Below are 23,374 nucleotides of genomic sequence, written 5' to 3'. Positions count from 1 at the left end.
AATTATACCTGAATTTAGATGATTTTCCTAAAGACTCGTTCTAACTTCAGGTGAGATAACGTCACTTGGTGCTGAATCACCTATATCGTTATAATAATCGGATACTCTGTGATGCTTACCACCTAAGTGATTCACCCGGAGGCGAATGAGAGGTACATGAATTATAGGTTAGTCAATATACTTTCAACGTCCGCTGTTACGTCTTTGATGTCTCTTGAGCCATCAATGTTTTTAAGCACACCTTCATTGCTGTAGAAATCAAGTAGTGGTTGAGTCTGCTTAATGTTGACGCTGAGACGGTTAGCAACAGTTTCAGGATTGTCATCCTCACGTTGATATAATTTCCCACCATCAAGGTCACAAATACCTTCAACTTTAGGTGGATTAAATACTAAATGGTAAGCTGTGCCACATACTTCGCACACGCGTCGGCCTGTCAGACGATTCATCAGTTCCTCTTCCTGAACTTCGATGTTAACGACAGCTTCGATCCTGCGACCTGATTCTGCCATAATGTCATTCAGCGCTTCAGCCTGTTCGACTGTCCGTGGAAAGCCATCCAGTAAAAATCCTTTTTTTGCGTCTTCTTCTGCTAATCTCTCTTTAACAATACCTATTGTCACTTCATCAGGAACAAGTTCGCCTTTATCCATATAGGACTTTGCTTCGTTGCCGAGCGGTGTGCCATTTTTGATAGCGGCTCTGAACATGTCGCCTGTTGAGATGTGCGGGATAGGGTATTTCTTAATAATTTCACTCGCTTGAGTTCCTTTACCTGCTCCAGGTAAACCCATTAAAATGATATTCATAAATGCCCTCCTCCTAGCGTCTTCTAAATCCTCTATATTCACGTTGTCCAAGCTGCGCTTTCAAAGCGGCGATTGTTTCCAGTGCAACCCCGATAACGATCAGTAAACTTGTTCCACCTACACGAAGTGACTGGGGTACGTTCATCATGCTCGTTGCAAGAAGCGGCAGTATTGAAATCCCTGCGAGGAACAGCGCACCGACAAATGTCAGACGGTACAGGACTTTAGTGATATAACTCTGTGTTTGCTTACCAGGACGAATACCTGGTACGTAACTTCCCTGTTTTCTTAAGTTCTCAGCCATCTGTTCAGGATTGACCTGGACAAACGCATAGAAATAAGCAAAGGCAATAATCAAAGCCACGTAGAAAATCATGCCGACCGGATGAGCCGGATTCGCATAATTAGCGAGGTTTTGTGCCCATGCTGCTTTAGGAAAGAACAATGATAATGTTCTCGGCAGCATGAAAAATGCCATAGCGAAGATTACTGGAATAACCCCGGCAGCATTCACTTTCAGTGGAAGGAATGTTGCTTGAGGTGCCAGACGGTTACCCGTTTGACGTTTTGCATATTGAATAGGTATTTTACGAACTGCCTGCAGGACGAATACCGCACCCGCAGTGATCAGGATCATACCGATTAATAGACCTAATGCTTTTAGTACAGCCATTGTTGTATCTGCCGCACCAACGAAACTCTGCTGATAGAACTGCTCAAGCGCTGTCGGGATGGAAGATAAAATCCCCGCAAAGATAATGATTGAAATACCATTACCTACCCCGTGCTGCGTGATCTGTTCACCTAACCACATTAAGAATGCAGTGCCGGCTGTCAGAACGAGCGCAATCAACAGGAAGTTCCAGATTGATGTATTAGAGATCAACTGGCCGCCCAGCATATTGTTAAAGCTGTAACTCATTCCCAACCCTTGAATAAAGGCGAGAACAATAGTGAAATAACGTGTAAACTGATTTAATTTCTTTCGTCCGACTTCACCTTGTTTTGACCACTCGGTGAACTTAGGCACTACATCCATCTGGAGCAGCTGCACAACAATCGATGCGGTGATATAAGGCATGATGCCCATCGCCAGAATGGAGAAGTTCTTCAGTGCCCCACCGCCGAAAGTGTTGAATAAGTCAGCCACGCCTGTTTGACCTTGCGATTCAAACGCCGAAGGGTTAACCCCCGGGACAGGAATGTAAGTTCCGATTTTAAAGACAAGCAGCATTGCGAGTGTAAACAATATCTTGCTACGAATTTCTTTAACTTTCAAGAAACTGATCAGTGTATCAAACATTAGATCACCTCGTGAGTTCCGCCCTTACCTTCGATTGCTTCAATTGCTGAAGCTGAGAATTTATGAGCTTTTACTGTAAGCTTTTTAGAAAGTTCTCCGTTACCAAGAATTTTAATTCCTGATTTTTCGTTACTGACAACACCAGTTTCTAATAATAAAGCAGGTGTTACTTCAGTACCATCTTCGAAACGCTCTAATTGGCTTAAGTTAACGATAGCATAATCTTTGCGGTTGATGTTAGTAAATCCACGTTTTGGTAGACGACGGAATAATGGTAATTGACCACCTTCGAAGCCTAAACGTACGCCGCCGCCAGATCTTGAGTTTTGTCCACCGTGACCACGGCCACTTGTTTTACCGTTACCTGAAGCCATACCACGGCCTACACGGTTACGTTCTTTACGAGCACCTTCTACAGGTTTCATCTCATGTAATTTCATTTCGGCACCTCCTTATTGATTTTATACTTCTTTAACAGTCACTAAGTGACTGACTTTGTCGATTTGCCCACGAATCGCAGGGTTGTCATTAACTTCAACTGTTTGATGCATTTTTTTAAGACCTAAAGCAGCAACAGTTTTACGTTGTGTTTCAGGACGACCGATGATACTACGAGTGAGGGTGATTTGTAATTTAGTCATTTGTATGCCCTCCTTAATTTAATAGTTCTTCGACTGTTTTGCCACGTAATTTAGCAACGTCTTCTGCGACTTTAAGTTCTTTTAATCCTTCAACAGTAGCACGAACCATGTTGATCGGTGTGTTTGAACCTAAAGATTTAGATAAGATATCAGTGATACCTGCAAGTTCTAATACGGCACGCACTGGACCACCGGCGATAACTCCAGTACCAGGTGCAGCTGGTTTGATTAATACGCTACCAGCACCGAAACGACCTGTTACAAGGTGAGGTGTAGTACCATTCACACGAGGAACAGTGATTAAGTTTTTCTTCGCATCTTCGATGGCTTTTTTGATAGCTTCTGGTACTTCTTGTGCTTTACCAGTACCGAAACCTACGCGACCGTTTTTATCTCCGACAACAACGAGTGCAGTGAAACGCATACGACGTCCACCCTTAACTACTTTAGAGACACGGTTGATAGTAACAACGCGTTCTTCAAATTCTTTTACTTCTCTTTCACGACGCATTAAGAGTCCCTCCTTTTATTAAAATTGAAGTCCGTTTTCACGAGCTGCTTCAGCTAGAGCTTTAACACGACCATGGAATAAGTATCCTCCGCGGTCAAAGACAACTGCAGTGACACCTTTGTCAACTGCTGCTTTTGCTACTGCTGCGCCTACTTGTGCTGCTGCTTCGATGTTTGAACCAGCTTCAAGACCTAAAGTTTGTGTAGATGCATGGGCGATTGTAACGCCTTGTGCATCGTCAATTACTTGTGCATAAATGTGTTTGTTAGAACGGTAGACGTTTAAACGTGGACGCTCAGTTGTACCAGCTAATTTGCTGCGTACACGTGCATGTCTTTTTAAACGGACTTTGTTCTTATCGATTTTAGCGATCATGTGAATACTCCTTTCTCAAGTTAATTACTTACCAGTTTTACCTTCTTTACGACGAACATATTCGCCTTCGTAACGGACACCTTTACCTTTATAAGGTTCTGGTGGACGAGTACCACGGATGTTAGATGCAACAGCACCAACGCGCTCTTTTGAAATACCTTCAACTTTAACGCTTGTGTTTTTCTCAACAGATAATGTGATACCGTCTTCAGCAACGATTTCAACTGGATGAGAGTAACCTACGTTAAGGATTAAGTTTTTACCTTGCATTTGCGCACGGTAACCTACACCGATTAATTCAAGTTTCTTTTCGAAACCTTTAGAAACACCTTCAACCATGTTTGCGATTAACGCACGAGTTGTACCATGGATTGTTTTGTGTGCTTTAGAATCAGATGGACGAACAACTTCTAAAGTGTTGTCTTCTAATTTGTATGATAATTCTTCGTTAAATGTGTTTGTTAATTCACCTTTAGGACCCTTAACTGTAACAGTGTTGCCGTCGATCTTAACTTCAACACCAGTTGGGATGTCAATAACTTTCTTACCAACACGACTCATGAGTCGGCACCTCCTTCTTTATTAATTCTTACCAGATGTAAGCTAATACTTCTCCACCAATGTTACGTTGACGCGCTTCTTTATCAGTTAATACACCTTCAGAAGTAGAAACTAATGCAACACCAAGGCCATTTAATACTCTTGGAAGCTCATCAGCTTTTGCGTATACACGTAAACCAGGTTTAGAGATACGTTTTAAACCAGTGATAACACGCTCGTTGTTAGCACCATATTTCAAGAACATACGGATAACACCTTGTTTGTCGTCTTCGATATATTCTACGCTTTTCACGAAACCTTCTTTTTTCAGGATTTCAGCGATTTCTTTTTTAATGTTTGATGCAGGTACTTCTAATTTCTCGTGGCGAACCATGTTTGCGTTACGCACGCGAGTCAGCATATCTGCGATTGGATCTGACATAGTCATTAAAATATCCTCCTTTCAACTCTTTGATTTTACCAGCTTGCTTTTTTAACGCCAGGAATCTGACCTTTATAAGCTAATTCACGGAAACAAATACGGCAAAGTTTAAATTTACGGATTACTGAGTGTGGACGTCCACAACGTTCACAACGAGTATAACCTTGAACTTTGAACTTTGGATCACGTTGTTGTTTAACAATCATAGATTTTTTAGCCATTTAACTTTTAGCCTCCTTATTTTTAGAGATTACTTTTGAAATGGCATACCGAATTGTGTTAACAATTCACGAGCTTCCTCGTCAGTGTTAGCAGTTGTAACGATAACGATATCCATTCCTCGTACTTTACTTACTTTATCATAATCGATTTCCGGGAAAATCAATTGTTCTTTAACACCTAATGTGTAGTTACCACGGCCGTCAAACGCTTTGTTTGAGATACCACGGAAGTCACGTACACGAGGTAATGAAACATTCACTAATTTATCAAAGAATTCGTACATTCTTTCGCCGCGTAAAGTAACTTTCGCACCGATAGGCATACCTTCACGTAAACGGAAAGTCGCGATTGATTTTTTAGCTTTAGTAACCATTGGTTTTTGACCAGTGATTGCTTGAAGTTCTTCAACAGCAGCATCTAAAACTTTAGAGTTTTGAACTGCATCACCGATACCCATGTTTACAACGATTTTTTCGATTCTTGGTACTTCCATGACTGATGAGTAATTGAACTTAGTCATCAACGCAGGAGTAATTTCTGTATTAAACTTTTCTTTTAAACGAGTCAAAGTGAGAACCTCCTTCCAAGATTATTAAATGATTTCTCCAGACTTTTTAGCCACACGTACTTTTTTACCGTCTTCTACTTTGTAGCCGACACGTGTTGGTTTGTTTGTTTTAGGATCTAATAACATAACATTTGATACGTGAATTGCAGCTTCTCTTTCAAGGATGCCGCCTTCAGGATTCATTTGTGATGGTTTCTGGTGCTTCTTGATGATGTTAACACCTTCAACAATCACGCGATCTTTTTTAGGAAGTGCTTCAATTACAGTTCCTGTTTTACCTTTATCTTTACCTGTGATAACGATAACTTTGTCGCCTTTTTTTACATGCATGTCGTAGACACCTCCTCTAATTTTATGATTATTATAATACTTCAGGTGCTAATGAAACGATTTTCATGAAGTTGCCATCACGTAGTTCACGGGCAACTGGTCCGAAGATACGAGTTCCACGAGGACCTTTATCGTCACGGATGATAACACATGCGTTTTCATCGAATTTGATGTAAGAACCGTCAGTACGACGTACACCAGATTTAGTACGAACGATTACAGCTTTAACAACGTCACCTTTTTTAACAACGCCACCTGGTGTAGCATTTTTAACGGTACATACAATAACGTCACCGATGTTAGCTGTTTTACGGCCAGATCCGCCTAATACTTTAATAGTTAATACTTCACGAGCACCAGAGTTGTCTGCCACTTTCAAGCGTGATTCCTGTTGGATCATTCTGAGTTACCTCCTTTATCTTGATAATTAAATGATTACTGATTCTTCTACAACTTCAACTAGACGGAAGCGTTTTGTAGCTGATAAAGGACGTGTTTCCATAATTCTTACGATATCGCCCATTTTAGCTGTGTTGTTTTCATCATGTGCTTTGTACTTTTTAGAGTACTTTACACGTTTTCCGTATAATGAATGTGTTTTGTAAGTTTCAACTAACACTGTGATTGTTTTATCCATTTTGTCAGATACAACTTTACCAGTGTAAACTTTACGGTCGTTTCTTTCGCTCACTAGAGTGTCCTCCTCTTTTCAATTATTTTTGTTCAGTTTTTTGTTGCTCAATTTCTCTTGCACGTACAACAGTTTTCATTCGTGCGATTGATTTCTTAACTTCACGAATACGTGCTGTATTTTCAAGTTGACCTGTAGCTAACTGAAAGCGTAGGTTGAAAAGTTCCTCTTTAAGCGCTGTTACTTTTGATTCAATTTCAGAAGTGGTTAAATCTCTAATTTCCTTAGCTTTCATTTGTGTCACCACCCAATTCTTCACGTTTTACAAACTTCGTTTTGACAGGAAGTTTATGAGATGCTAAACGTAATGCTTCACGAGCTGTCTCTTCAGGAACACCCGCTACTTCGAACATAATACGTCCAGGTTTTACTACTGCTACCCAGCCTTCTACTGCACCTTTACCAGAACCCATACGAACTTCTAAAGGTTTTTTAGTGTATGGCGTATGTGGGAAGATTTTGATCCATACTTTCCCGCCACGTTTCATGTAACGTGTCATCGCAATACGAGCTGACTCGATTTGACGAGAAGTGATCCAAGCTGTAGTTGTTGCTTGTAAACCATATTCACCAAATGTTACTTCATTTCCGCCTTTTGAACGACCAGTTGTTTTCGGTCTATGTTGACGACGGTATTTTACACGTTTAGGTAATAACATTATTATTTTCCTCCTTCACTAGACTTCTTAGTAGGAAGAACTTCTCCACGGTAAATCCATACTTTCACACCTAATTTACCATAAGTTGTGTCTGCTTCAGCATGTGCGTAATCGATATCAGCACGTAATGTATGAAGTGGAACAGTTCCTTCTGAATATTGCTCAGCACGCGCGATATCCGCACCGCCTAAACGACCAGAAACTTGAGTTTTAATACCTTTAGCGCCCAATTTCATAGCGCGTTGAATCGCCTGCTTCTGCGCACGACGGAATGACGCACGGTTTTCTAATTGACGCGCAATGTTTTCCGCTACTAGCGTTGCATCCATATCAACTTTTTTGATTTCAATCACGTTGATGTGTACGCGTTTGCCAGTTAATGCATTTAAGTTGTTACGTAATTTTTCGATTTCAGAACCGCCTTTACCGATTACCATACCAGGTTTACCTGTGTGGACAGCGATATTAACACGGTTAGCTGCACGTTCGATTTCTACACGAGAAACAGAAGCGTCTCTTAAGTTTTCTGCGATATATTTACGAATTTTTAAATCTTCGTGTAATAGAGTAGCGAAATCTTTTTCTGCATACCATTTCGCATCCCAGTCACGGATGATACCGACACGAAGACCGATAGGATTAATTTTTTGACCCACTGTATTCCCTCCTTAATGAAATGTTAGTTAGTTGCTTCTTCAGTTTGAACTGGTTGAGTTTTAACTTCTTTGTCTGCTACGACGATAGTGATGTGACTTGTACGTTTGTTGATCGCGCTCGCACGGCCTTGTGCACGTGGACGGAAACGTTTCAATGTCGGACCTTCGTTAGCGTAAGCTTCTTTAACCACTAAAGTATCAACGTTCATGTCGTAGTTATGCTCAGCGTTAGCTAATGCTGACATTAATAGTTTTTCAACTACAGGTGAAGATGCTTTGTTTGTTAATTTTAAGATGGCAATTGCTTCGCCAACTTCTTTACCTCGGATAAGATCAAGTACTAATCTCACTTTACGAGGTGCGATACGGATTGTTCTTGCAACCGCTTTTGCTTCCATTGTTTCTCCTCCTTAAATATGAAATTAGCGTCTTGTTTTCTTGTCGTCTGCACCGTGACCTTTGTAAGTACGTGTAGGTGCGAATTCGCCTAATTTGTGGCCGACCATATCTTCAGTGACATATACAGGTACGTGTTTACGTCCATCGTATACGGCGATAGTGTGACCGATGAAGTTAGGGAATACTGTAGAGCGACGTGACCAAGTTTTGATTACTGATTTTTTACCACTTTCTTCCATTGCCTCAACTTTTTTCATTAAGTGATCGTCAACGAAAGGTCCTTTTTTAAGACTACGAGCCATTATGGCGCCTCCCTCTTTCATGCAGTTGCCTGCGGCTTATGCCGCAGCCTGCACGTTAGTATAATTATTTCTTACGTCCACGAACGATAAATTTGCTTGAACGGTTTTTCTTTTTACGAGTTTTCTTACCAAGCGTTGGTTTACCCCATGGAGACATTGGTGATTTACGACCGATAGAAGTACGTCCTTCACCACCACCGTGCGGGTGATCGTTAGGGTTCATTACAGAACCACGAACTGTTGGGCGTTTGCCTAACCATCTTGAACGACCGGCTTTACCGATGTTGACAAGTTCATGCTGTTCGTTACCAACTTGACCGATAGTCGCGCGGCAAGTAGCTAAGATCATACGAACTTCGCCTGATCTTAAACGAACTAATACGTATTTACCTTCTTTACCAAGTACTTGCGCTGAAGTACCTGCTGAACGAACTAATTGTCCGCCTTTGCCTGGTTTCAATTCAATGTTGTGGATAACTGTACCAACTGGGATATTTTGAAGTGGTAACGCGTTACCTACTTTAATATCTGCTTCTGGTCCGTTGTTGATTTCCTGTCCAACTACTAAACCTTTAGGAGCGATGATGTAACGTTTCTCACCATCTACGTAGTGAATCAGTGCGATGTTAGAAGAACGGTTTGGATCGTACTCGATAGTCGCTACTTTACCAGGAATACCATCTTTGTTACGTTTGAAATCAATTACACGGTATTGACGTTTATGACCGCCACCTCTGTGACGTACAGTCAATTTACCTTGGTTATTACGACCCGCTTTTCTCGGAAGGGGCTCAAGTAATGACTTTTCAGGTGACGTTGACGTAATTTCAGCGAAATCTGAACTTGTCATATTACGACGACCGTTTGTAATTGGCTTATAATGTTTAATTGCCATTGTCGTTTTTCCTCCTTAATGGAAAATGTATTTTAGCTGAAGAAATCGATTGATGATCCTTCTTTTAATGTTACGATTGCTTTTCTTCTTTTGTTTGTGTAACCGTTATGACGGCCGACACGTTTCTTTTTCGCTTTGTAGTTCATGATGTTCACTTTGTCTACTTTCACGTCGAAGATTTCTTCAACCGCGATTTTAACTTGAGTTTTGTTAGCACGAGTATCTACATCAAATGTGTATTTGTCTTGTGCCATTGCCTCAGATGAACGTTCAGTGATTACGGGGCGCTTAATGACGTCACGAGCTTCCATTAACCAAGCACCTCCTCTACTTTTTGAACTGCTGCTTGAGTCATCACTACTTTGTTAGCATGAACGATATCAAGAACGTTTAAGCCAGTAGCAGTTACAACTGTCACACCAGGGATGTTACGCGCTGATAAGAATACATTCACGTCTTCAGCATCGATAACGAAAAGTACTTTTCTTGGTAATTCAAGAGTAGTCGTCATTGCTTTGAATGCTTTAGTTTTTGGTGCTTCGAAAGTCAAAGCATCAAGTACTGCGAATTCATTGTCTCTCACTTTAGCTGACAATGCTGAACGAAGTGCTAAACGACGCATCTTCTTAGGCATTTTGTAAGAGTAGCTTCTTGGTGTTGGTCCGAATACGATACCACCACCACGCCATTGTGGCGCACGGATTGTACCTTGACGCGCACGGCCTGTCCCTTTTTGTTTCCAAGGTTTACGTCCACCGCCGCTTACTGCAGAACGGTTTTTAACTGAGTGAGTTCCTTGACGTAATGAAGCACGTTGAAGATTAATTGCTTCGAATAATACATGTTGATTAGGTTCGATACCGAATACGTTGTCGTTTAATTCGATTGAACCAGCTTTAGATCCATCTACTTTTAATACATCATAATTAGCCATTATGTTTGTTTCCTCCTTTCGCAATTACTGAATTATTTATTGCCTTTTTTAATTGAAGTCTGGATTTTAACTAAACCTTTTTTAGGTCCTGGAACGTTACCTTTAACAAGGATTACGTTGTTTTCTGCATCAACTTTAACGATTTCTAAGTTTTGCATTGTAACAGTATTACCGCCCATACGGCCTGGTAATGCTTTACCTTTAAATACTTTAGAAGCGTCAGATGCCATACCCATTGAACCTGGGCGTCTGTGGTAACGAGAACCGTGACTCATTGGTCCACGTGACTGTCCGTGGCGTTTAATAGCCCCTTGGAAACCTTTACCTTTAGAAGTTCCTGTCACGTCAACAATGTCACCAGCTTGGAATGTATCCACAGTGACTTCTTGACCTACTTCGTACCCAGAAGCATCTACGTTTCTGAATTCACGAATGAAGCGCTTAGGCGCTGTGCCTGCTTTTTTAGCATGGCCTTCAGCTGGCTTAGTAGCATGTTTATTAGACTTGCGGTCTTTTTTATATGCTTGTTTGTCTTCAAAACCGATTTGAACTGATGAGTAACCATCAACTTCTTCAGTTTTCTTTTGTAATACTACGTTTTGTGCTGCTTCTACTACAGTTACTGGAATTAACTCACCGTTTTCAGCGAATACTTGAGTCATTCCCACTTTTCTTCCTAAGATTCCTTTGGTCATCGAAAGTCGCACCTCCTACTTTAAATTATAATTTGATTTCGATGTCTACGCCTGATGGTAAGTTTAAGCCCATAAGAGCATCAACTGTTTTCGGTGTAGGGTTAACAATGTCGATTAAACGTTTGTGTGTGCGCTGCTCAAATTGCTCACGAGAGTCTTTGTATTTGTGCACGGCACGGATGATTGTATAAACTGTTCTTTCAGTTGGTAACGGAATCGGACCAGATACTTCAGCACCTGAACGTTTAGCCGTTTCTACAATCTTCTCAGCTGATTGATCAATCACGCGGTGATCATAAGCTTTCAAACGAATACGAATTTTTTGTTTTGCCATTATTTTACCTCCTCTAATAACGTCTATTTTGGTTTGATAGACTTCTCCACGAAAATTGTCTCACACATCGCCATGGCAAAGCGGCCGGGTGTGTCAGTAACCTTCCGCTTCATCGCTTTTAAAAGTCCAACATTAGATATGATACATGAGTTTCTATAATAAATCAAGACTTACCGTACTAATTTATATATTTTTTCATAATCACATTTTTCTATTTTAAAGGGTTATGGTTAATGTTGCAAGTCTTACCATTTAGAAAAATAAAATCAAAATGGTATAATATAGGGGCAGTAAGAAAACTTAACTATTAGTCTGTATATAATAGAAGAAAATCTGGAGGTCTATTAATGAAAAGTTCAATTCGTTTAATTCTGCTTGTTCTCGGCATGATTATGCTGCTGAAAGAAGCGTTTCTTGGTATACCCGCTCTTGGCGGTATTTATATTTTTTCTGTCGGCTGGGCACCACTCTTTACAAATATTATGCTCTATATTGTTATAGCATTTATTTTAGTCGCTGGACGCTATAACCATGGAAATGAACTTATGTACATTCCGGTGCTCGGTGCTATACTCAATATCATCGCCTTTATTCCGTTTATCGGGATGGTATGCCACTGGATTATGGCACTGTTTATGCTGTACTTCGTTATCCGTGTACTGAGCTATCCTGCCTATTCATCACACCGGGCAGATCCACGCAGCATTTATAATAGAAGATACTAATTTACAGCAACCAAAAAAGTTCCGCCGCTCATAAGAGTGACGGAACTTTTTTTAATGTTTGACGAAGACAAAGTACAGCACGAAAATGACAAACAGGAAATACATAATGGGATGAATCTCTTTACGGCGGTTTGCCATAATCATCGTGATCGGATAGAAGATAAATCCGCAGGCAATACCTGTTGCAATCGAATAAGATAACGGCATCATGATCATCGTCAAAAATGCCGGTACGGCGATTTCAAAGCGTGACCAGTCAATTTTCCCTAAGTTGGAGACCATCAGTACACCGACAATGACTAACGCTGGTGCAGTGACTGCTGAAGTGACGACGCTCATGAGCGGCGAGAAGAACAGCGCCAGGAAGAAGCATACTGCTGTCACTACACTGGCGAATCCAGTTCTGGCACCTACTGCAACACCGGCAGAAGATTCAATATAAGACGTTGTCGTAGATGTTCCGAAAATAGCTCCTGTAATCGTCGCTAATGAGTCAGCGAATAACGCGCGTCCCGCTCTTGGCAGCTTGTTATCTCTCACTAAGTCTGCCTGTGTCGCTACTGCAACTAATGTTCCTGCTGTATCGAAGAAATCGATGAACAAGAAAGTCAGCACGACAATCAGGAACTTCATATTCAAAATTTTTGAAGGATCCATTAACCCTTCGAAAGCAGCACCGAATGTCGGTTTTACACTTGGCACACTGCTGACTACCGCATGCGGCGATGCAATAAGACCTGTCAGCATACCGATCAGCGCTGTGATGATCATACCGATGAAAATGCTTCCCGGTACGCGTTTCGCCATCAAGATGACAGTAAGCGTAATACCGGCTAGTGCCAGAATAACTTTCGGGTCATGGAAGTTTCCGAGCGTCACGAGCGTTGCTTCATGATTCTGAATAATACCGGCACCTTGCAGCCCGACAAATGTAATAAAGAGTCCGATGCCGGATGATACCGCCATCTTAAGTTCAAACGGGATAGCGTTGATAATCGTCTCCCTGAGGCCGGTCATCGTCAGCAGCGCAAAGATAATCCCTGAGAACAGTACGCCTGTCAGGCCCGTCTGCCACGGAATACCGAGCGTCAATACAACAGTGAAAGCGAAGAAGGCGTTCAGTCCCATACCCGGCGCCAGTGCAATCGGATAGTTCGCAATCAGACCCATGAACAGACAGCCGACGATAGAAGCAAGTGCTGTCGCTACAAACACAGCACCGGCATCCATCCGCATGGAATCAGGTATATCTTTAACTGCAGATAATGATAAAGTAGCCGGATTGACTGCTAGAATATAAGCCATCGATAAAAAAGTCGTCAGTCCGCCCAATATCTCACGTTTATAGTTTGTACCCAGTTCATCAAACTTGAAATAGTTCTTCATAAAATCTCCTTTTATACGTTCTGTTAATAAGCACTTGTATATCTTATTACTTTGAACTATAAAAATCAATGTAAAAATCGAACATTTCTAAATTAATAGGTGTTTTTGTTCGTAAATAGCAGCCAGCTGAGTTACAGTTTCAGTTCTTTTAAGGCATCAGCAAACGGATTGTTCACCGGTTCATCCTGCTTCATGTATTTCTTCATCTCGTTTTTTGATACTTTGCCTGTCTTGTTTGACTTGAAGCGTTTATCCATTGCTTCCTGCGTCTCTCTGAAACCGCAGCTGCAGCTGTACATTGCCTTTTTCCCTGTGCCGTGCAGTGTGAGCTTCTTCTTGCAGTTCGGGCAGCGGGCATTCGTCTGACGCTGGACATTCTTCTTCGTCTTACACGTCGGATCCTGACAGACAAGCATCTTGCCGTTACGCGTCTTGATTTCAAGCATGAACTTGCCGCAAGTCGGACATTCAGTTGATGTTAAGTTGTCATGCTTGAACTTATCTTCGCTTGTTTTAATGTCTGTGATCAATGTCTTCGTGAACTCACGCATCTCATTGATGAACTGACGCTTATTGTACTTGCCTTTCTCAATTTGTGTCAGCTTATGCTCCCAGTCGGCGGTTAAGTCCGGTGACTTCAATGCGTCCGGTGCAAGGTCCAGGAGCTGCTTTCCTTTATTTGTGACACGCAGCTTGCCGTCACGGTTCTCAATCGCATTCAAGTTGTAGAGCTTCTCTATAATATCGGCGCGGGTCGCCACTGTACCAATGCCGCCCGTTTCTTTTAAAGTTGCCTTCTGTTCTTTATCCAGCTTAAAAATAGCGGACGGATTTTCCATCGCTTTCAGCAGTGTTCCTTCATTGAAATACGGTGGCGGCGCTGTTTCGCCGGTCGTCTTCGTTAACTTCAAGGAATTGATCACTTCGCCCTGCTGGAATGACAGGGCTGCTTTTTCGCTCAATGTCTCATATAACGCTTTAAAGCCGAGTTCAATCGCCTGTTCGTGTTTTGCGGTAAATGTTTCGCCGCCTGCTTGTACAGTCACTGTCTGAACAGAATAACGGTACGGCTTCATCAGTACACTTAAGAACCGTTCAGCAATCAGCTCATAAATATGACGCTCACGCAGCGACAGCTCATTGACGTTCGCTCTTACTTCTGTCGGCACAATGGCATGATGGTCGGACACTTTCGCGTCGTTAATAAAATGCTTGCTGCCTTTGATCGGCGTTTTGAGCAGCTCCACGACTGTCTGCCGGTACGCCGTGCCGCCGAGCGCTGCCACTCTGTCTTTTAATGTCGGTACCATGTCTTCTGTTAAATAGTTGGCATCTGTTCTCGGGTAAGTCACGAGTTTATGGCCTTCGTATAAATTCTGCATCGTGCTCAACGTTTCTTTCGCCGAATATTGATAGCGTTTGTAAGCTTCCTGCTGCAGTGACGTCAAGTCATACAGCAGTTCCGGATATTTCTTCTTCTCCACTGTATCGACAGCAGTGACTGAAGCTGATTCATCTGACAGCTTCGCCAGCAGACGGTCCACCTTTGCTTCATCAAATATTTGACCGCCGGACTGCCATGTGAACTTCGTGCCTTTAATGACGGTCTCCATGCCGTAAAATTGCCGCGGCTTGAAGGCATTGATTTCATCCTGTCGCAGTCTCACCATCTGTAAAGTCGGCGTCTGCACACGCCCGGTTGACAGCTGGGCATCGTATTTCGTAGTCAGCGCACGCGTCGCATTAATACCGACAATCCAGTCCGCTTCACTTCTTGCCAGCGCAGCGTCATATAAGCCCTGATATGCGCTGCCGTCTTTCAGTCTATTGAAGCCGTCTTTAATCGCCTTGTCAGTGACTGAGCTGATCCACAGACGTTTCACCGGCTTATTACCTTTACACTTCTCAAGGATGAGCCGGGCAACGAGCTCTCCTTCACGTCCAGCGTCTGTCGCAATAATGACTTCTCCTGCATCACTGCGTTCAATCTGTGCCTTCACGGTATTGAACTGCTTACGCGTCTTACCGATGACAACTGTCTTCATATGCTCCGGCAGTATCGGCAGCACATCTAACTTCCATTCTTTATACTGAGCATCATATTGTTCAGGGTCTGCATTCGTCACAAGGTGACCGAGCGCCCAAGTCACAATATAGCGGTTGTTTTCCATATAGCCGTTCTTGTTTTGATGACATCCAAGCACGCGGGCGATATCCCGGGCGACAGATGGTTTCTCTGCTAATACAACAGATTTCATATTATCATTCCTATCCTCTTTGGTCATTGCATCATTATAGCATGCTCCTATTAAGATTTCATTTGAGTTAACCCTATGTTTCCGTTATGCTAATTTCAAATGGAGGAGGCACGCTTATGAATCCTATGTATTTCCCGGAGAATATCAGCTGGCTCGTCCGTCACTTATTTGATCAAGAAGTTCAGCATTCCAGTCAATCAGACTATCGCATTCGGTGACAGCGGCAATGATATTAACATGCTCAATGCGGTTGAATACGGGTATTTAGTAAGTAATGCGCCAGCAGAAGCGAAGCAGTTATACCCATCTATTGCTGAACATCCACACAATAAAGGTATATTAACGACATTGACCCATATAGTTAAGGAGTGAACAGCACATGGACAGAAATGAGACAGAGCAGTATGAGAAAATCAGCCAGTTTCTTTACGAAATGAATCAGCAGCCGGAATATCATGTCAATTATTTAGGACGCAGTCAGGAACGTATTATGACACAGCTCGAGCAGCACGGGCCTGATCATATTGCCGTCTTATACGAAGGAAATGACATCATTGCAGTTGTAGGTATCGAAACCATTACAGATGGGACCGCCCATGTCTTCGGCCCGATCACCGCACGAACAGATGCCGCGACTTCGCGCCGTATTACAGCGCTCTGTGAACAACTGATCAATAAACATCCTGACATTAAAGACTATGAGTTTTACATTAGTGCACAGCACAGCTTCGGCCGACTTGTGATGAAGTCGCTGAGAACACAGTATTTGGGTACGCGCTATACGATGGCCGCTACACGGCTTAATGACAATGCGATTGATACACGCCTTGTCATCCCTTACAGCCCGATCTATAAAAAGAGTTTCAAGACTCTTATGAAAAACTTATACATTAATCCGAAAGAACGGACAGAAGAACTGCTGGAACTGCTTGATAAGTCCTATGAACTATTCATTCTGTTAAGCGAAGGCATCGTTAAAGGTTACATCGTACTGGCAGCCAATAATCAGACAACATGTTACGTCGACTATGTGGTCACTCATAAAAACTATCGCCACCAAGGGATTGGACATCAGCTTGTTACGTATGCGGCAGAACATGCTTTCAAGGAACATGAAGCAACAGAAATACAGCTGAGCGTAGAGGATAAGAGGAAGCGGACGATTGAATTTTATGAGAAGCTCGGCTTCAAGAAAGTCGATGAGCTTCATCATTATAAGTACAGCGTCAATTAATAAGACAGCTAACGGGCATGTTTCAGTAACAAGCTGACGGGAATAGAATAACATCAATAGATAAAGGATTGAGGCTATGGATATATTAATCGCTTTGCTGCCTGCTCTGCTCTGGGGCAGCGTTGTCCTGATCAACGTCAAGGTGGGCGGTTCGCCTTATGAACAGATTATGGGGACAGTGCTCGGTGCATTCATTATTGGCACTGCTGCTTACTTCATCGTCCACCCCGACCTCAACTGGAAGATATTAATTGTCGGTATGATTTCCGGCGGGTTCTGGGCACTCGGTCAGGGTAACCAGCTAAAAAGTGTGGAAAAGATCGGGGTCTCTAAAACGATGCCGCTCTCTACCGGGATGCAGCTTGTCGGGACGACCTTGATCTCAGTTATCTTTTTTGATGAATGGAAGTCATCATCTGCTGTCATTTTAGGTATTACAGCGCTTGCTCTTCTTGTCGCTGGTGTCATTCTGACATCCCTCAAAGGTCAGGAGAAAGAACAGGGCAGTGTGAAGTCAGCACTCCATATTCTTATCATCTCCTCTATCGGTTATATTACATATGTCGTTATCGGCCAGTTTTTCGGGGTTAAAGGATGGGATGCGCTTTTCCCGCAGGCAATCGGTATGGTCATCGGCGGCCTCCTGCTCAGTATGAAGCATCATCCTGAGAAAAAAGCGGTCGTTAAAAACATCATCCCCGGTGTTGTCTGGGCATTCGGTAACATGGCCATGTTTTATTCACAGCCGAAAGTAGGCGTAGCGACCAGCTTCTCCTTCTCGCAGATGCTTGTCGTCGTCTCAACATTGGGCGGTATTTTTCTGCTCAAGGAAAAGAAGTCAAAGAAACAGTATATCGGTATCGCTGTCGGAATTATTCTGATTATTGCTGCAGCTTTTCTATTAGGTTACGCTAAAAAATAACAAGGAGTGGTATCCATGTATCAAGATTTAAAAGAAAAAGTCGTTGTCATCACAGGTGCTTCAAATGGTATCGGGAAAGCGATGGCGGAAGAGTTCGGTAAAGAAGGATGTAAAGTCGTCGTCAATTACCATTCAAGTCCCGGGCGGGCAGAAGAAGTCGCGGCAACGATCAAGGAGAACGGCGGCGACGCAGTTATCGTGCAAGGCGACGTCGGTAAAGAAGAAGATGTCCTTAAAATCTGTCAGCAGGCTTATGCTACGTTCGGCGGCATTGATATTATGATTAATAACGCCGGCATCGAACATCCTACCCCGTCACTTGAAATGTCAGCTGACGAATTCAATAAAGTGATGGAGACAAATCTGACAGGTGCATTTATCGGTAGCCGTGAAGCATGCAGACATTTCGTTGAAACGGGCAAAAAAGGCGTTATCATCAATATTTCAAGTGTGCATGACGTCATCGCCTGGCCGAACTACGTCAATTATGCAGCAAGTAAAGGCGGTTTGAAACTGATGATGGAAACAATGTGTATGGAATTTGCACCTCAAGGCATCCGTATCAATAACATCTCACCTGGTGCAATTATGACAGAGCACACCACCGAAAAATTCAGCGACCCTGAAACACGCGCTGAAACAGAAAAAATGATTCCGATGGGCATTATCGGCAAACCGCAGCAGATTGCAACTGTTGCGACATTCCTCGCAAGTGAAAATGCCAGCTATATTACCGGCGCAACGCTCTATGTCGACGGCGGTATGACAAAATATCCATCATTCATGGGTGGGAAAGGCTAACAAAAAATCTGTCTCAAGTACGAGACAGATTTTTTTTGTGTCGAAATTACAGCATGACCATCTGGAAGATGAACAATATGATGATTGAGATGATGATAGACAAGTTAGTGACCATACCGATAAACGGCAGCGTGCGATATTTGAACTGAATAGCGTACGGAATGATAGATACGCCGACCGGCAGTAAGAAACCGATCAGTAAAGTAGTTCTGAACATTGTATCGAACGGCAGCAGGAAATAACACGCGAGACCGACGAGTGCCCCGAAGCCGTAATGAAAAGCAAGGTATTTAACAGCGAGCGGCAAATAATATTTATCGACTTTGAAGTTCAAGTAAATACCAAGAAGCAGCATGGACAGCGGCATATTCGCTTTCGACAGAACACTGAAGAAGTCGAGCATGGCAGCCGGCAGATGGATATGTGTCAGACTGAGCGTCAGCATCATCATGTAAGTCATGAGCGGCACACTTTTCACTAGGCTGAGCAGCAAATATTTGGCGTCGAACGTTTCGCTGCCTTCACTGAAGTAATTGCCGACGAAATAAGTGATACCGAACATGACAATGGAACCGCCGATGTCGAACATGCCGAAATAAAGCAGACCGTGTGCGCCGAACATCCGTTCAACGAGCGGATAGGCAAATAACCCGATGTTCAAGGCAGAGGCCATCATGCCGACTGACCCTCTGACATGATTGTTGTATTTAAGAAACAGCACAATAGCCAGAAACTTTGCGATTACCGCATAGCTGATCATCACGACCGGCAGCAGCATTAACGACGGCACGATTTCTACTTTGCTCAATGTCACGATGACAAGTGACGGCAGCGTCATATTAAAGATGATACGTGCAATAACCCCGCCGTCCTGTTCTGTGAAATAACCGAGCCGCTTCATCAAATAGCCCAGCAGAATCATCGCAATAATCATGATGAAACTTTGTGTCATTTAAACCTCTCCTTTTATTACTGTGATAAAATAAACATAAAACCTAGAGGTGCTTTATGAACGACTTCATTAAAATTCCGAAACGTCTCGCAGTCGCAGCACTCGTAATCATGACTGTTCTCGTCCTCTCAATCATCGTCCTTTACTTCAGTGCAGCAAGTACTGTCATCCAGAACTTTCTTGCTCATCAAGGCGGCTCTGTCACTGCGAGTACCGCTTCACTGAAAGGCGTGCTGCTGCCGCTCATCGTGATGATGCTGTTCCCATGGGCACTCAATCTGCTCGGCATTCTATACTTGAAGCGCTATCCGGTAGTGAGTGCTGTCATGTTCATCGTCGCCGGTCTCATGCTGTTATTCACGTTAATCTTCCCCGTGCTGCTGATCACTGCCGGGACTATGCTTGTCATCCGTCACCGTCATTACATCCAGCACGAAAAATATAAAACACACTACGAGTAGTGTGTTTTCTTAATGAGCAAGTACTTCTTCAGGCACCCAGCCGACAAGACTGCCCTTTTTGATCAGTATATAACCAAGACATGTGTCATCGACTACTTTGACCCGTTTCCCGACTTCTACATCCAGAAATAAATCCGTATAATCATCTTTCAACCGGTAGTGACCACGATCTCCCTGAATATATTCAGTCTTGACCATGAACTCAGTACCCGACTGGCTGTGGACAGCCAGCGTGAAGTAAGGGTCTATCTCCTCAACCATTATATCAAATTCCGGATAGGTGAATGTGTGCGGCGTCTGATAACTCACTTCAAAGGACTGAATAACTAAAGCTTCCGGGTGCGCATCAACAAATTCAGACTTAAGCGAACCATCCGCTTCAATGATCAGTGCATTGAGCTGACCGGACGGCTTCACCTGATTGCCGCCGTCAATGGCGATAACTTTACGGGTGTCGTTAATTTTCACTGCATGGCTGAACAATCCGCCTTCCACATAGTTACAGGCAGGATAATGACCGACAACGATATATTTATCCAGCTGATGATGACGCTTATAAAAGTTCGGCATGCTGAGCGCCCGCTCGCGGTCTGTCTCAAGATAGTCATCGTCAACCCCCGCATGAACAAACAGAAAGTCCTCCGTTTCAATCGCAGTCGGCAGTGCAGCCAGCTGTTCGCGGTAGTGTCCGTAGTGAGCGAGTATGTCATCAGCAAGCTGCTGCTGTGATGGATAATCCGCAGGTGTTCTGCCGACTTTCTCCAGATAGTCATGGACAAATGTACGCCGGTAAGCCATATAATCATACAGCCAGTCTTCATACAGCTCCTCTAGAATCCGGTCGCAGTTGCCTTCAATCATATGCACATTCGGCTGCTTGAGCAGTTCAAACACATAGTGCATCGTGCCGATGGAATCCTGTCCTTTATCTATAATATCGCCGCCGATAATCAAAATATCGTCAGCTGAAAAGCCGACCTGGTCAAGCAGCTGCTGAAACAGCGCTTTCTCACCGTGGATATCTGAGATGACAATCGTCCGACGCCCTCTAATGGCAAGCTGCATGTATTTATCTTTCAGCTTCATCGCAGCACATCCGCTGTCCGGCCGTTAGTAACTGTGAGCAGCGCACTGAGGCTGAGCCTCACCTGGACACCGAGCTGTCCGGCGCTGACGATAATTGTCTTCTGCTCAGCAGCTGACGCATCAACAATGGTCGGCAGCCGCTTCTTCATGCCCACCGGTGAACAGCCGCCTCTTACATAGCCTGTTTTACTGAGCAGCTCTTTGACCGGCAGCAGTTCCAGCTTCTTCACGCCTGCTGCTCTCGCCGCTTTCTTCATGTCAAGTTCAGCTGCGACAGGTATGACAAAGACAAATAACTCCTGACCCATATGAGTGACAAGTGTTTTATAAACCGCTGCAGCCGGCTGATTGATTTTCGACGCTACGCTTATGCCATCGATCTGACCGTCTTCTACGTCGTAAGTAAAAATAGTATAATCCATGTGCTGCTGATCCAGCTGACGCAGTGCATTTGTTTTGATTTTCTTCGTCATTATCAGTTCCCCGCTTTCAAGTTACTTCCATTATAGCTTATAATGGACTTACATTTTAAAAATAAAGGAGTGTACAAAATGGCTGATTTAAATTATCAACTGACAGAACTAAAACAGGAATATGTTAGATTACAGGGCGACATAGAGAAGGTCCAATCAACAGGCAATCACGCTGACAAGCTGGAAGAGCGTCTGCATGAACTGGAAGAAGAAATCCGCAGTGTACGAGAACAGTTGAATGAACAGTAATATTAAGCAGGTTTTCGGCCTGCTGATGGGCATCCAGTTTTTTATTTATTTCGGCTTCAGTGTCGTCATTCCCGTTATTCCCGCGCTGATTGCTCATATGAACTTAAGTGCCTTTCATATGGGCCTGCTGCTTGCAAGCTATTCCATCGCCTCATTTATCGCAGCACCGTTCTGGGGTCAGTTCTCTGATAATAACGGCCGTAAGAAAGTGCTGCTGATCGGCCTGATCGGCTTTACAGTGAGCTTTCTCACATTCGGTCTGTTCATCGGCAATCTGCCGATGCTGTACGTGTCACGAATTATCGGCGGACTTTTTTCCGGCGCCTGCTTCTCAACGACAACAAGTATTGTCGCTGACTTAACGACGGCCGAGGAACGTAACCGCTATATGGGGCTGCTCGGCATGATGATCGGCCTCGGCTTTATCTTTGGTCCTGCTGTCGGCGGACTGCTGGCCGGCATTTCCTACCAGCTGCCCTACTTCATCACGGCTGTCATATTGATGCTGATCTTTATTTTAGTGCTGATCAAACTTCCGGAGACGCATCATGAGCGTTCCGGTCCAGAAGACAAGCGCATCAACTGGCAGATTTTCAGGCAGCCGGTCGGGTTATTGTTATTATGTACATTCATTGTCATGATGACGATGAGCGGGATGGAGAGTTCATTCCAGCTGCTTGAGATTAACCGTATTAATATCACCCCGACTGAGATGGGGCTGCTCTTTATGGTCGGTGGTTTCGTCAGCGCCATTCTGCAGGGCGGCTATTTAAGAAAAGTTAAACACGGTGCAGAACGTCAGGTGATGATTGCCGGGCAGATCATCACTGCTGTTGCTTTCATCATGCTGCCGTTCACGATGAATCTGGCTTATGCCGGCCTGTGCCTCGTGCTGCTGATGGCAGGAAATGCTATGGTGCGCACACTGCTGACGTCAACTATTACAAAGACAACAACGGCGCAGCATATGGGCAAATTGACAGGAATCAGCTACTCACTGGACAGCTTAGGCAGAATTATCGGTCCGCTCGCCTTCACCGGACTACTGACATTTGATTTAAGTCTGCCTTTTTATATCGGCGCTGTCACAAGTATGTTATCCCTTATTCTCATTTATATTTATTTCTCGAAAGGACAGTTGGCATGATATTCTTACTTACGCTTTACCTGCTCATTTATTTGCTCGTCTCCTATTTGAGCATTTATCAGTACAGCATTCGACTCACCCGAATCTTAAGAATCATACTCAGCATCGGCCTGCTGTTATTTTCTTTCAGCCTGCTGGTCGGTATTACAGCGACATCATGGTGGGTCTTTCTGTTAGTGCTGGCACTTGTCATCAACATAGAGATCACTGCTTTTAAACATCGCATTAATGACCAAAAAGGCGTGCTTATACTCCATATCTTTACACTAATGCTGACTGTACTGATCATCGGTGTATCATTTTTCAACTACAGCGTTTAAGCTAAAAACTGCACCCCAAAGTTGGACCTAAAATCTAACGTTTGGGGTGTTTTT

37 protein-coding genes are annotated in these 23,374 nt (G+C 43.4%); 9 read left to right on the top strand and 28 right to left on the bottom strand.

Annotated elements, in window-relative coordinates; translation table 11 throughout:
- Positions 1 to 161: 161 nt before the first annotated feature.
- The 23 genes from KFV11_RS01245 to rpsJ form a co-directional block, all read right to left on the bottom strand.
- Positions 162 to 809 carry an adenylate kinase gene (locus KFV11_RS01245; protein WP_149459090.1) on the bottom strand — a complete coding sequence of 216 codons (648 nt, stop codon included), beginning with the start codon at positions 807 to 809 and terminating at the stop codon, positions 162 to 164.
- A 13-nt stretch (positions 810 to 822) separates the two neighbouring features.
- Positions 823 to 2,112 carry a preprotein translocase subunit SecY gene (gene secY / locus KFV11_RS01240; protein ID WP_149459089.1) on the bottom strand — a complete coding sequence of 430 codons (1,290 nt, stop codon included), beginning with the start codon at positions 2,110 to 2,112 and terminating at the stop codon, positions 823 to 825.
- Entirely contained in the window at positions 2,112 to 2,552 is a 441-nt protein-coding gene (rplO, locus tag KFV11_RS01235) for a 50S ribosomal protein L15 (RefSeq protein ID WP_149459088.1), read from the bottom strand. The genes secY and rplO overlap by 1 nt, the downstream gene beginning before the upstream one ends.
- A gap of 21 nt (positions 2,553 to 2,573) precedes the next feature.
- Positions 2,574 to 2,753, bottom strand: coding sequence for a 50S ribosomal protein L30 (gene rpmD, locus KFV11_RS01230; protein ID WP_149459087.1), 180 nt, complete (start codon positions 2,751 to 2,753; stop codon positions 2,574 to 2,576).
- 13 nt (positions 2,754 to 2,766) lie between these two features.
- Positions 2,767 to 3,264 carry a 30S ribosomal protein S5 gene (gene rpsE, locus KFV11_RS01225; protein ID WP_149459086.1) on the bottom strand — a complete coding sequence of 166 codons (498 nt, stop codon included), beginning with the start codon at positions 3,262 to 3,264 and terminating at the stop codon, positions 2,767 to 2,769.
- An 18-nt stretch (positions 3,265 to 3,282) separates the two neighbouring features.
- Positions 3,283 to 3,639: a 50S ribosomal protein L18 gene (gene rplR / locus KFV11_RS01220; RefSeq protein ID WP_149459085.1), complete on the bottom strand. Its 357-nt coding sequence runs from the start codon at positions 3,637 to 3,639 to the stop codon at positions 3,283 to 3,285.
- Between the two features lie 24 nt (positions 3,640 to 3,663).
- Positions 3,664 to 4,200 (bottom strand): 50S ribosomal protein L6, encoded by a 537-nt coding sequence (rplF, locus tag KFV11_RS01215; RefSeq protein ID WP_149459084.1) that lies wholly within the window; start codon positions 4,198 to 4,200, stop codon positions 3,664 to 3,666.
- A gap of 28 nt (positions 4,201 to 4,228) precedes the next feature.
- Positions 4,229 to 4,627, bottom strand: a complete 399-nt coding sequence (gene rpsH, locus KFV11_RS01210) for a 30S ribosomal protein S8 (protein WP_149459083.1) — start codon at positions 4,625 to 4,627, stop codon at positions 4,229 to 4,231.
- 29 nt (positions 4,628 to 4,656) lie between these two features.
- Positions 4,657 to 4,842 (bottom strand): 30S ribosomal protein S14, encoded by a 186-nt coding sequence (gene rpsN / locus KFV11_RS01205; RefSeq protein WP_133443069.1) that lies wholly within the window; start codon positions 4,840 to 4,842, stop codon positions 4,657 to 4,659.
- A gap of 29 nt (positions 4,843 to 4,871) precedes the next feature.
- The gene (gene rplE / locus KFV11_RS01200; RefSeq protein WP_149459082.1) at positions 4,872 to 5,411 is read right to left on the bottom strand and encodes a 50S ribosomal protein L5; all 540 of its coding nucleotides are present in this window, start codon (positions 5,409 to 5,411) and stop codon (positions 4,872 to 4,874) included.
- A gap of 24 nt (positions 5,412 to 5,435) precedes the next feature.
- Positions 5,436 to 5,741, bottom strand: coding sequence for a 50S ribosomal protein L24 (rplX, locus tag KFV11_RS01195; RefSeq protein WP_133443067.1), 306 nt, complete (start codon positions 5,739 to 5,741; stop codon positions 5,436 to 5,438).
- Positions 5,742 to 5,772: 31 nt separating this feature from the next.
- Positions 5,773 to 6,141: a 50S ribosomal protein L14 gene (gene rplN / locus KFV11_RS01190; protein ID WP_133451660.1), complete on the bottom strand. Its 369-nt coding sequence runs from the start codon at positions 6,139 to 6,141 to the stop codon at positions 5,773 to 5,775.
- A gap of 27 nt (positions 6,142 to 6,168) precedes the next feature.
- On the bottom strand, positions 6,169 to 6,432 hold the full coding sequence (rpsQ, locus tag KFV11_RS01185; protein WP_149459081.1) for a 30S ribosomal protein S17: 264 nt from the start codon (positions 6,430 to 6,432) through the stop codon (positions 6,169 to 6,171).
- A 22-nt stretch (positions 6,433 to 6,454) separates the two neighbouring features.
- Positions 6,455 to 6,667 carry a 50S ribosomal protein L29 gene (rpmC, locus tag KFV11_RS01180; RefSeq protein WP_133443065.1) on the bottom strand — a complete coding sequence of 71 codons (213 nt, stop codon included), beginning with the start codon at positions 6,665 to 6,667 and terminating at the stop codon, positions 6,455 to 6,457.
- On the bottom strand, positions 6,657 to 7,091 hold the full coding sequence (gene rplP, locus KFV11_RS01175) for a 50S ribosomal protein L16 (protein WP_149459080.1): 435 nt from the start codon (positions 7,089 to 7,091) through the stop codon (positions 6,657 to 6,659). Before rplP ends, rpmC begins: the two co-directional genes overlap by 11 nt.
- Positions 7,092 to 7,093: 2 nt before the next feature.
- Positions 7,094 to 7,747 (bottom strand): 30S ribosomal protein S3, encoded by a 654-nt coding sequence (rpsC, locus tag KFV11_RS01170; RefSeq protein WP_149459079.1) that lies wholly within the window; start codon positions 7,745 to 7,747, stop codon positions 7,094 to 7,096.
- Between the two features lie 23 nt (positions 7,748 to 7,770).
- Entirely contained in the window at positions 7,771 to 8,145 is a 375-nt protein-coding gene (gene rplV, locus KFV11_RS01165) for a 50S ribosomal protein L22 (RefSeq protein WP_149459078.1), read from the bottom strand.
- Between the two features lie 24 nt (positions 8,146 to 8,169).
- Positions 8,170 to 8,448, bottom strand: a complete 279-nt coding sequence (rpsS, locus tag KFV11_RS01160; protein ID WP_133443062.1) for a 30S ribosomal protein S19 — start codon at positions 8,446 to 8,448, stop codon at positions 8,170 to 8,172.
- Between the two features lie 64 nt (positions 8,449 to 8,512).
- Positions 8,513 to 9,343 (bottom strand): 50S ribosomal protein L2, encoded by an 831-nt coding sequence (gene rplB, locus KFV11_RS01155; RefSeq protein ID WP_254250108.1) that lies wholly within the window; start codon positions 9,341 to 9,343, stop codon positions 8,513 to 8,515.
- Positions 9,344 to 9,375: 32 nt separating this feature from the next.
- Positions 9,376 to 9,654, bottom strand: coding sequence for a 50S ribosomal protein L23 (gene rplW / locus KFV11_RS01150; protein ID WP_149459076.1), 279 nt, complete (start codon positions 9,652 to 9,654; stop codon positions 9,376 to 9,378).
- Positions 9,654 to 10,277, bottom strand: coding sequence for a 50S ribosomal protein L4 (rplD, locus tag KFV11_RS01145; protein WP_254250107.1), 624 nt, complete (start codon positions 10,275 to 10,277; stop codon positions 9,654 to 9,656). The genes rplW and rplD overlap by 1 nt, the downstream gene beginning before the upstream one ends.
- A gap of 32 nt (positions 10,278 to 10,309) precedes the next feature.
- A complete protein-coding gene (gene rplC / locus KFV11_RS01140) occupies positions 10,310 to 10,972 on the bottom strand; it encodes a 50S ribosomal protein L3 (RefSeq protein ID WP_149459074.1) in 663 nt (220 codons plus the stop codon).
- A gap of 25 nt (positions 10,973 to 10,997) precedes the next feature.
- Positions 10,998 to 11,306, bottom strand: coding sequence for a 30S ribosomal protein S10 (gene rpsJ, locus KFV11_RS01135; RefSeq protein WP_133443057.1), 309 nt, complete (start codon positions 11,304 to 11,306; stop codon positions 10,998 to 11,000).
- A 347-nt stretch (positions 11,307 to 11,653) separates the two neighbouring features.
- On the opposite strand from rpsJ, the gene KFV11_RS01130 reads away from it, so the two are divergent.
- Positions 11,654 to 12,031 carry a hypothetical protein gene (locus tag KFV11_RS01130; protein ID WP_254250106.1) on the top strand — a complete coding sequence of 126 codons (378 nt, stop codon included), beginning with the start codon at positions 11,654 to 11,656 and terminating at the stop codon, positions 12,029 to 12,031.
- 51 nt (positions 12,032 to 12,082) lie between these two features.
- On the opposite strand, the gene KFV11_RS01125 is transcribed toward KFV11_RS01130, so the two are convergent.
- Together KFV11_RS01125 and KFV11_RS01120 are read right to left on the bottom strand one after the other, a co-directional pair.
- On the bottom strand, positions 12,083 to 13,417 hold the full coding sequence (locus KFV11_RS01125) for an NCS2 family permease (protein ID WP_254250105.1): 1,335 nt from the start codon (positions 13,415 to 13,417) through the stop codon (positions 12,083 to 12,085).
- A 131-nt stretch (positions 13,418 to 13,548) separates the two neighbouring features.
- Positions 13,549 to 15,675 carry a DNA topoisomerase III gene (locus KFV11_RS01120; protein ID WP_254250578.1) on the bottom strand — a complete coding sequence of 709 codons (2,127 nt, stop codon included), beginning with the start codon at positions 15,673 to 15,675 and terminating at the stop codon, positions 13,549 to 13,551.
- Positions 15,676 to 15,795: 120 nt separating this feature from the next.
- On the opposite strand from KFV11_RS01120, the gene KFV11_RS01115 reads away from it, so the two are divergent.
- From KFV11_RS01115 to KFV11_RS01100, 4 genes are all read left to right on the top strand, one after another.
- A complete protein-coding gene (locus tag KFV11_RS01115; protein ID WP_367305185.1) occupies positions 15,796 to 16,047 on the top strand; it encodes an HAD hydrolase family protein in 252 nt (83 codons plus the stop codon).
- A 7-nt stretch (positions 16,048 to 16,054) separates the two neighbouring features.
- Positions 16,055 to 16,909: a GNAT family N-acetyltransferase gene (locus KFV11_RS01110; RefSeq protein ID WP_254250103.1), complete on the top strand. Its 855-nt coding sequence runs from the start codon at positions 16,055 to 16,057 to the stop codon at positions 16,907 to 16,909.
- A 76-nt stretch (positions 16,910 to 16,985) separates the two neighbouring features.
- Positions 16,986 to 17,831, top strand: a complete 846-nt coding sequence (locus KFV11_RS01105; protein WP_149459068.1) for a GRP family sugar transporter — start codon at positions 16,986 to 16,988, stop codon at positions 17,829 to 17,831.
- 15 nt (positions 17,832 to 17,846) lie between these two features.
- Positions 17,847 to 18,632: a glucose 1-dehydrogenase gene (locus tag KFV11_RS01100; protein ID WP_149459067.1), complete on the top strand. Its 786-nt coding sequence runs from the start codon at positions 17,847 to 17,849 to the stop codon at positions 18,630 to 18,632.
- Positions 18,633 to 18,678: 46 nt separating this feature from the next.
- On the opposite strand, the gene KFV11_RS01095 is transcribed toward KFV11_RS01100, so the two are convergent.
- The gene (locus KFV11_RS01095) at positions 18,679 to 19,584 is read right to left on the bottom strand and encodes an AEC family transporter (RefSeq protein ID WP_149459066.1); all 906 of its coding nucleotides are present in this window, start codon (positions 19,582 to 19,584) and stop codon (positions 18,679 to 18,681) included.
- A 56-nt stretch (positions 19,585 to 19,640) separates the two neighbouring features.
- Here KFV11_RS01095 and KFV11_RS01090 point away from each other — a divergent pair, with 56 nt between their 5' ends.
- Complete coding sequence (locus tag KFV11_RS01090) at positions 19,641 to 20,045, top strand: DUF4064 domain-containing protein (protein WP_254250102.1); 405 nt, start codon at positions 19,641 to 19,643, stop codon at positions 20,043 to 20,045.
- 9 nt (positions 20,046 to 20,054) lie between these two features.
- On the opposite strand, the gene KFV11_RS01085 is transcribed toward KFV11_RS01090, so the two are convergent.
- Positions 20,055 to 21,131, bottom strand: a complete 1,077-nt coding sequence (locus tag KFV11_RS01085) for a metallophosphoesterase (protein ID WP_254250101.1) — start codon at positions 21,129 to 21,131, stop codon at positions 20,055 to 20,057.
- Positions 21,128 to 21,604, bottom strand: coding sequence for a Cys-tRNA(Pro) deacylase (ybaK, locus tag KFV11_RS01080; protein ID WP_254250100.1), 477 nt, complete (start codon positions 21,602 to 21,604; stop codon positions 21,128 to 21,130). Before ybaK ends, KFV11_RS01085 begins: the two co-directional genes overlap by 4 nt.
- 78 nt (positions 21,605 to 21,682) lie before the next feature.
- Here ybaK and KFV11_RS01075 point away from each other — a divergent pair, with 78 nt between their 5' ends.
- The 3 genes from KFV11_RS01075 to mspA are packed head-to-tail and all read left to right on the top strand — an operon-like array spanning position 21,683 to position 23,320.
- Positions 21,683 to 21,853 (top strand): SE1832 family protein, encoded by a 171-nt coding sequence (locus KFV11_RS01075; protein ID WP_170234567.1) that lies wholly within the window; start codon positions 21,683 to 21,685, stop codon positions 21,851 to 21,853.
- Positions 21,843 to 23,000, top strand: coding sequence for an MFS transporter (locus KFV11_RS01070; protein ID WP_246143133.1), 1,158 nt, complete (start codon positions 21,843 to 21,845; stop codon positions 22,998 to 23,000). The genes KFV11_RS01075 and KFV11_RS01070 overlap by 11 nt, the downstream gene beginning before the upstream one ends.
- Positions 22,997 to 23,320, top strand: coding sequence for a membrane stabilizing protein MspA (gene mspA, locus KFV11_RS01065; RefSeq protein ID WP_254250099.1), 324 nt, complete (start codon positions 22,997 to 22,999; stop codon positions 23,318 to 23,320). Before KFV11_RS01070 ends, mspA begins: the two co-directional genes overlap by 4 nt.
- Positions 23,321 to 23,374: the final 54 nt, after the last annotated feature.

Origin of the sequence: Macrococcus equipercicus, assembly GCF_024205945.1 — a bacterium.
GTDB classification, from domain to species: Bacteria; Bacillota; Bacilli; order Staphylococcales; family Staphylococcaceae; genus Macrococcus; species Macrococcus equipercicus.
The sequence above is the reverse complement of the archived record's forward strand: the minus strand, read 5'-3'. Positions and strand labels throughout refer to the sequence as shown.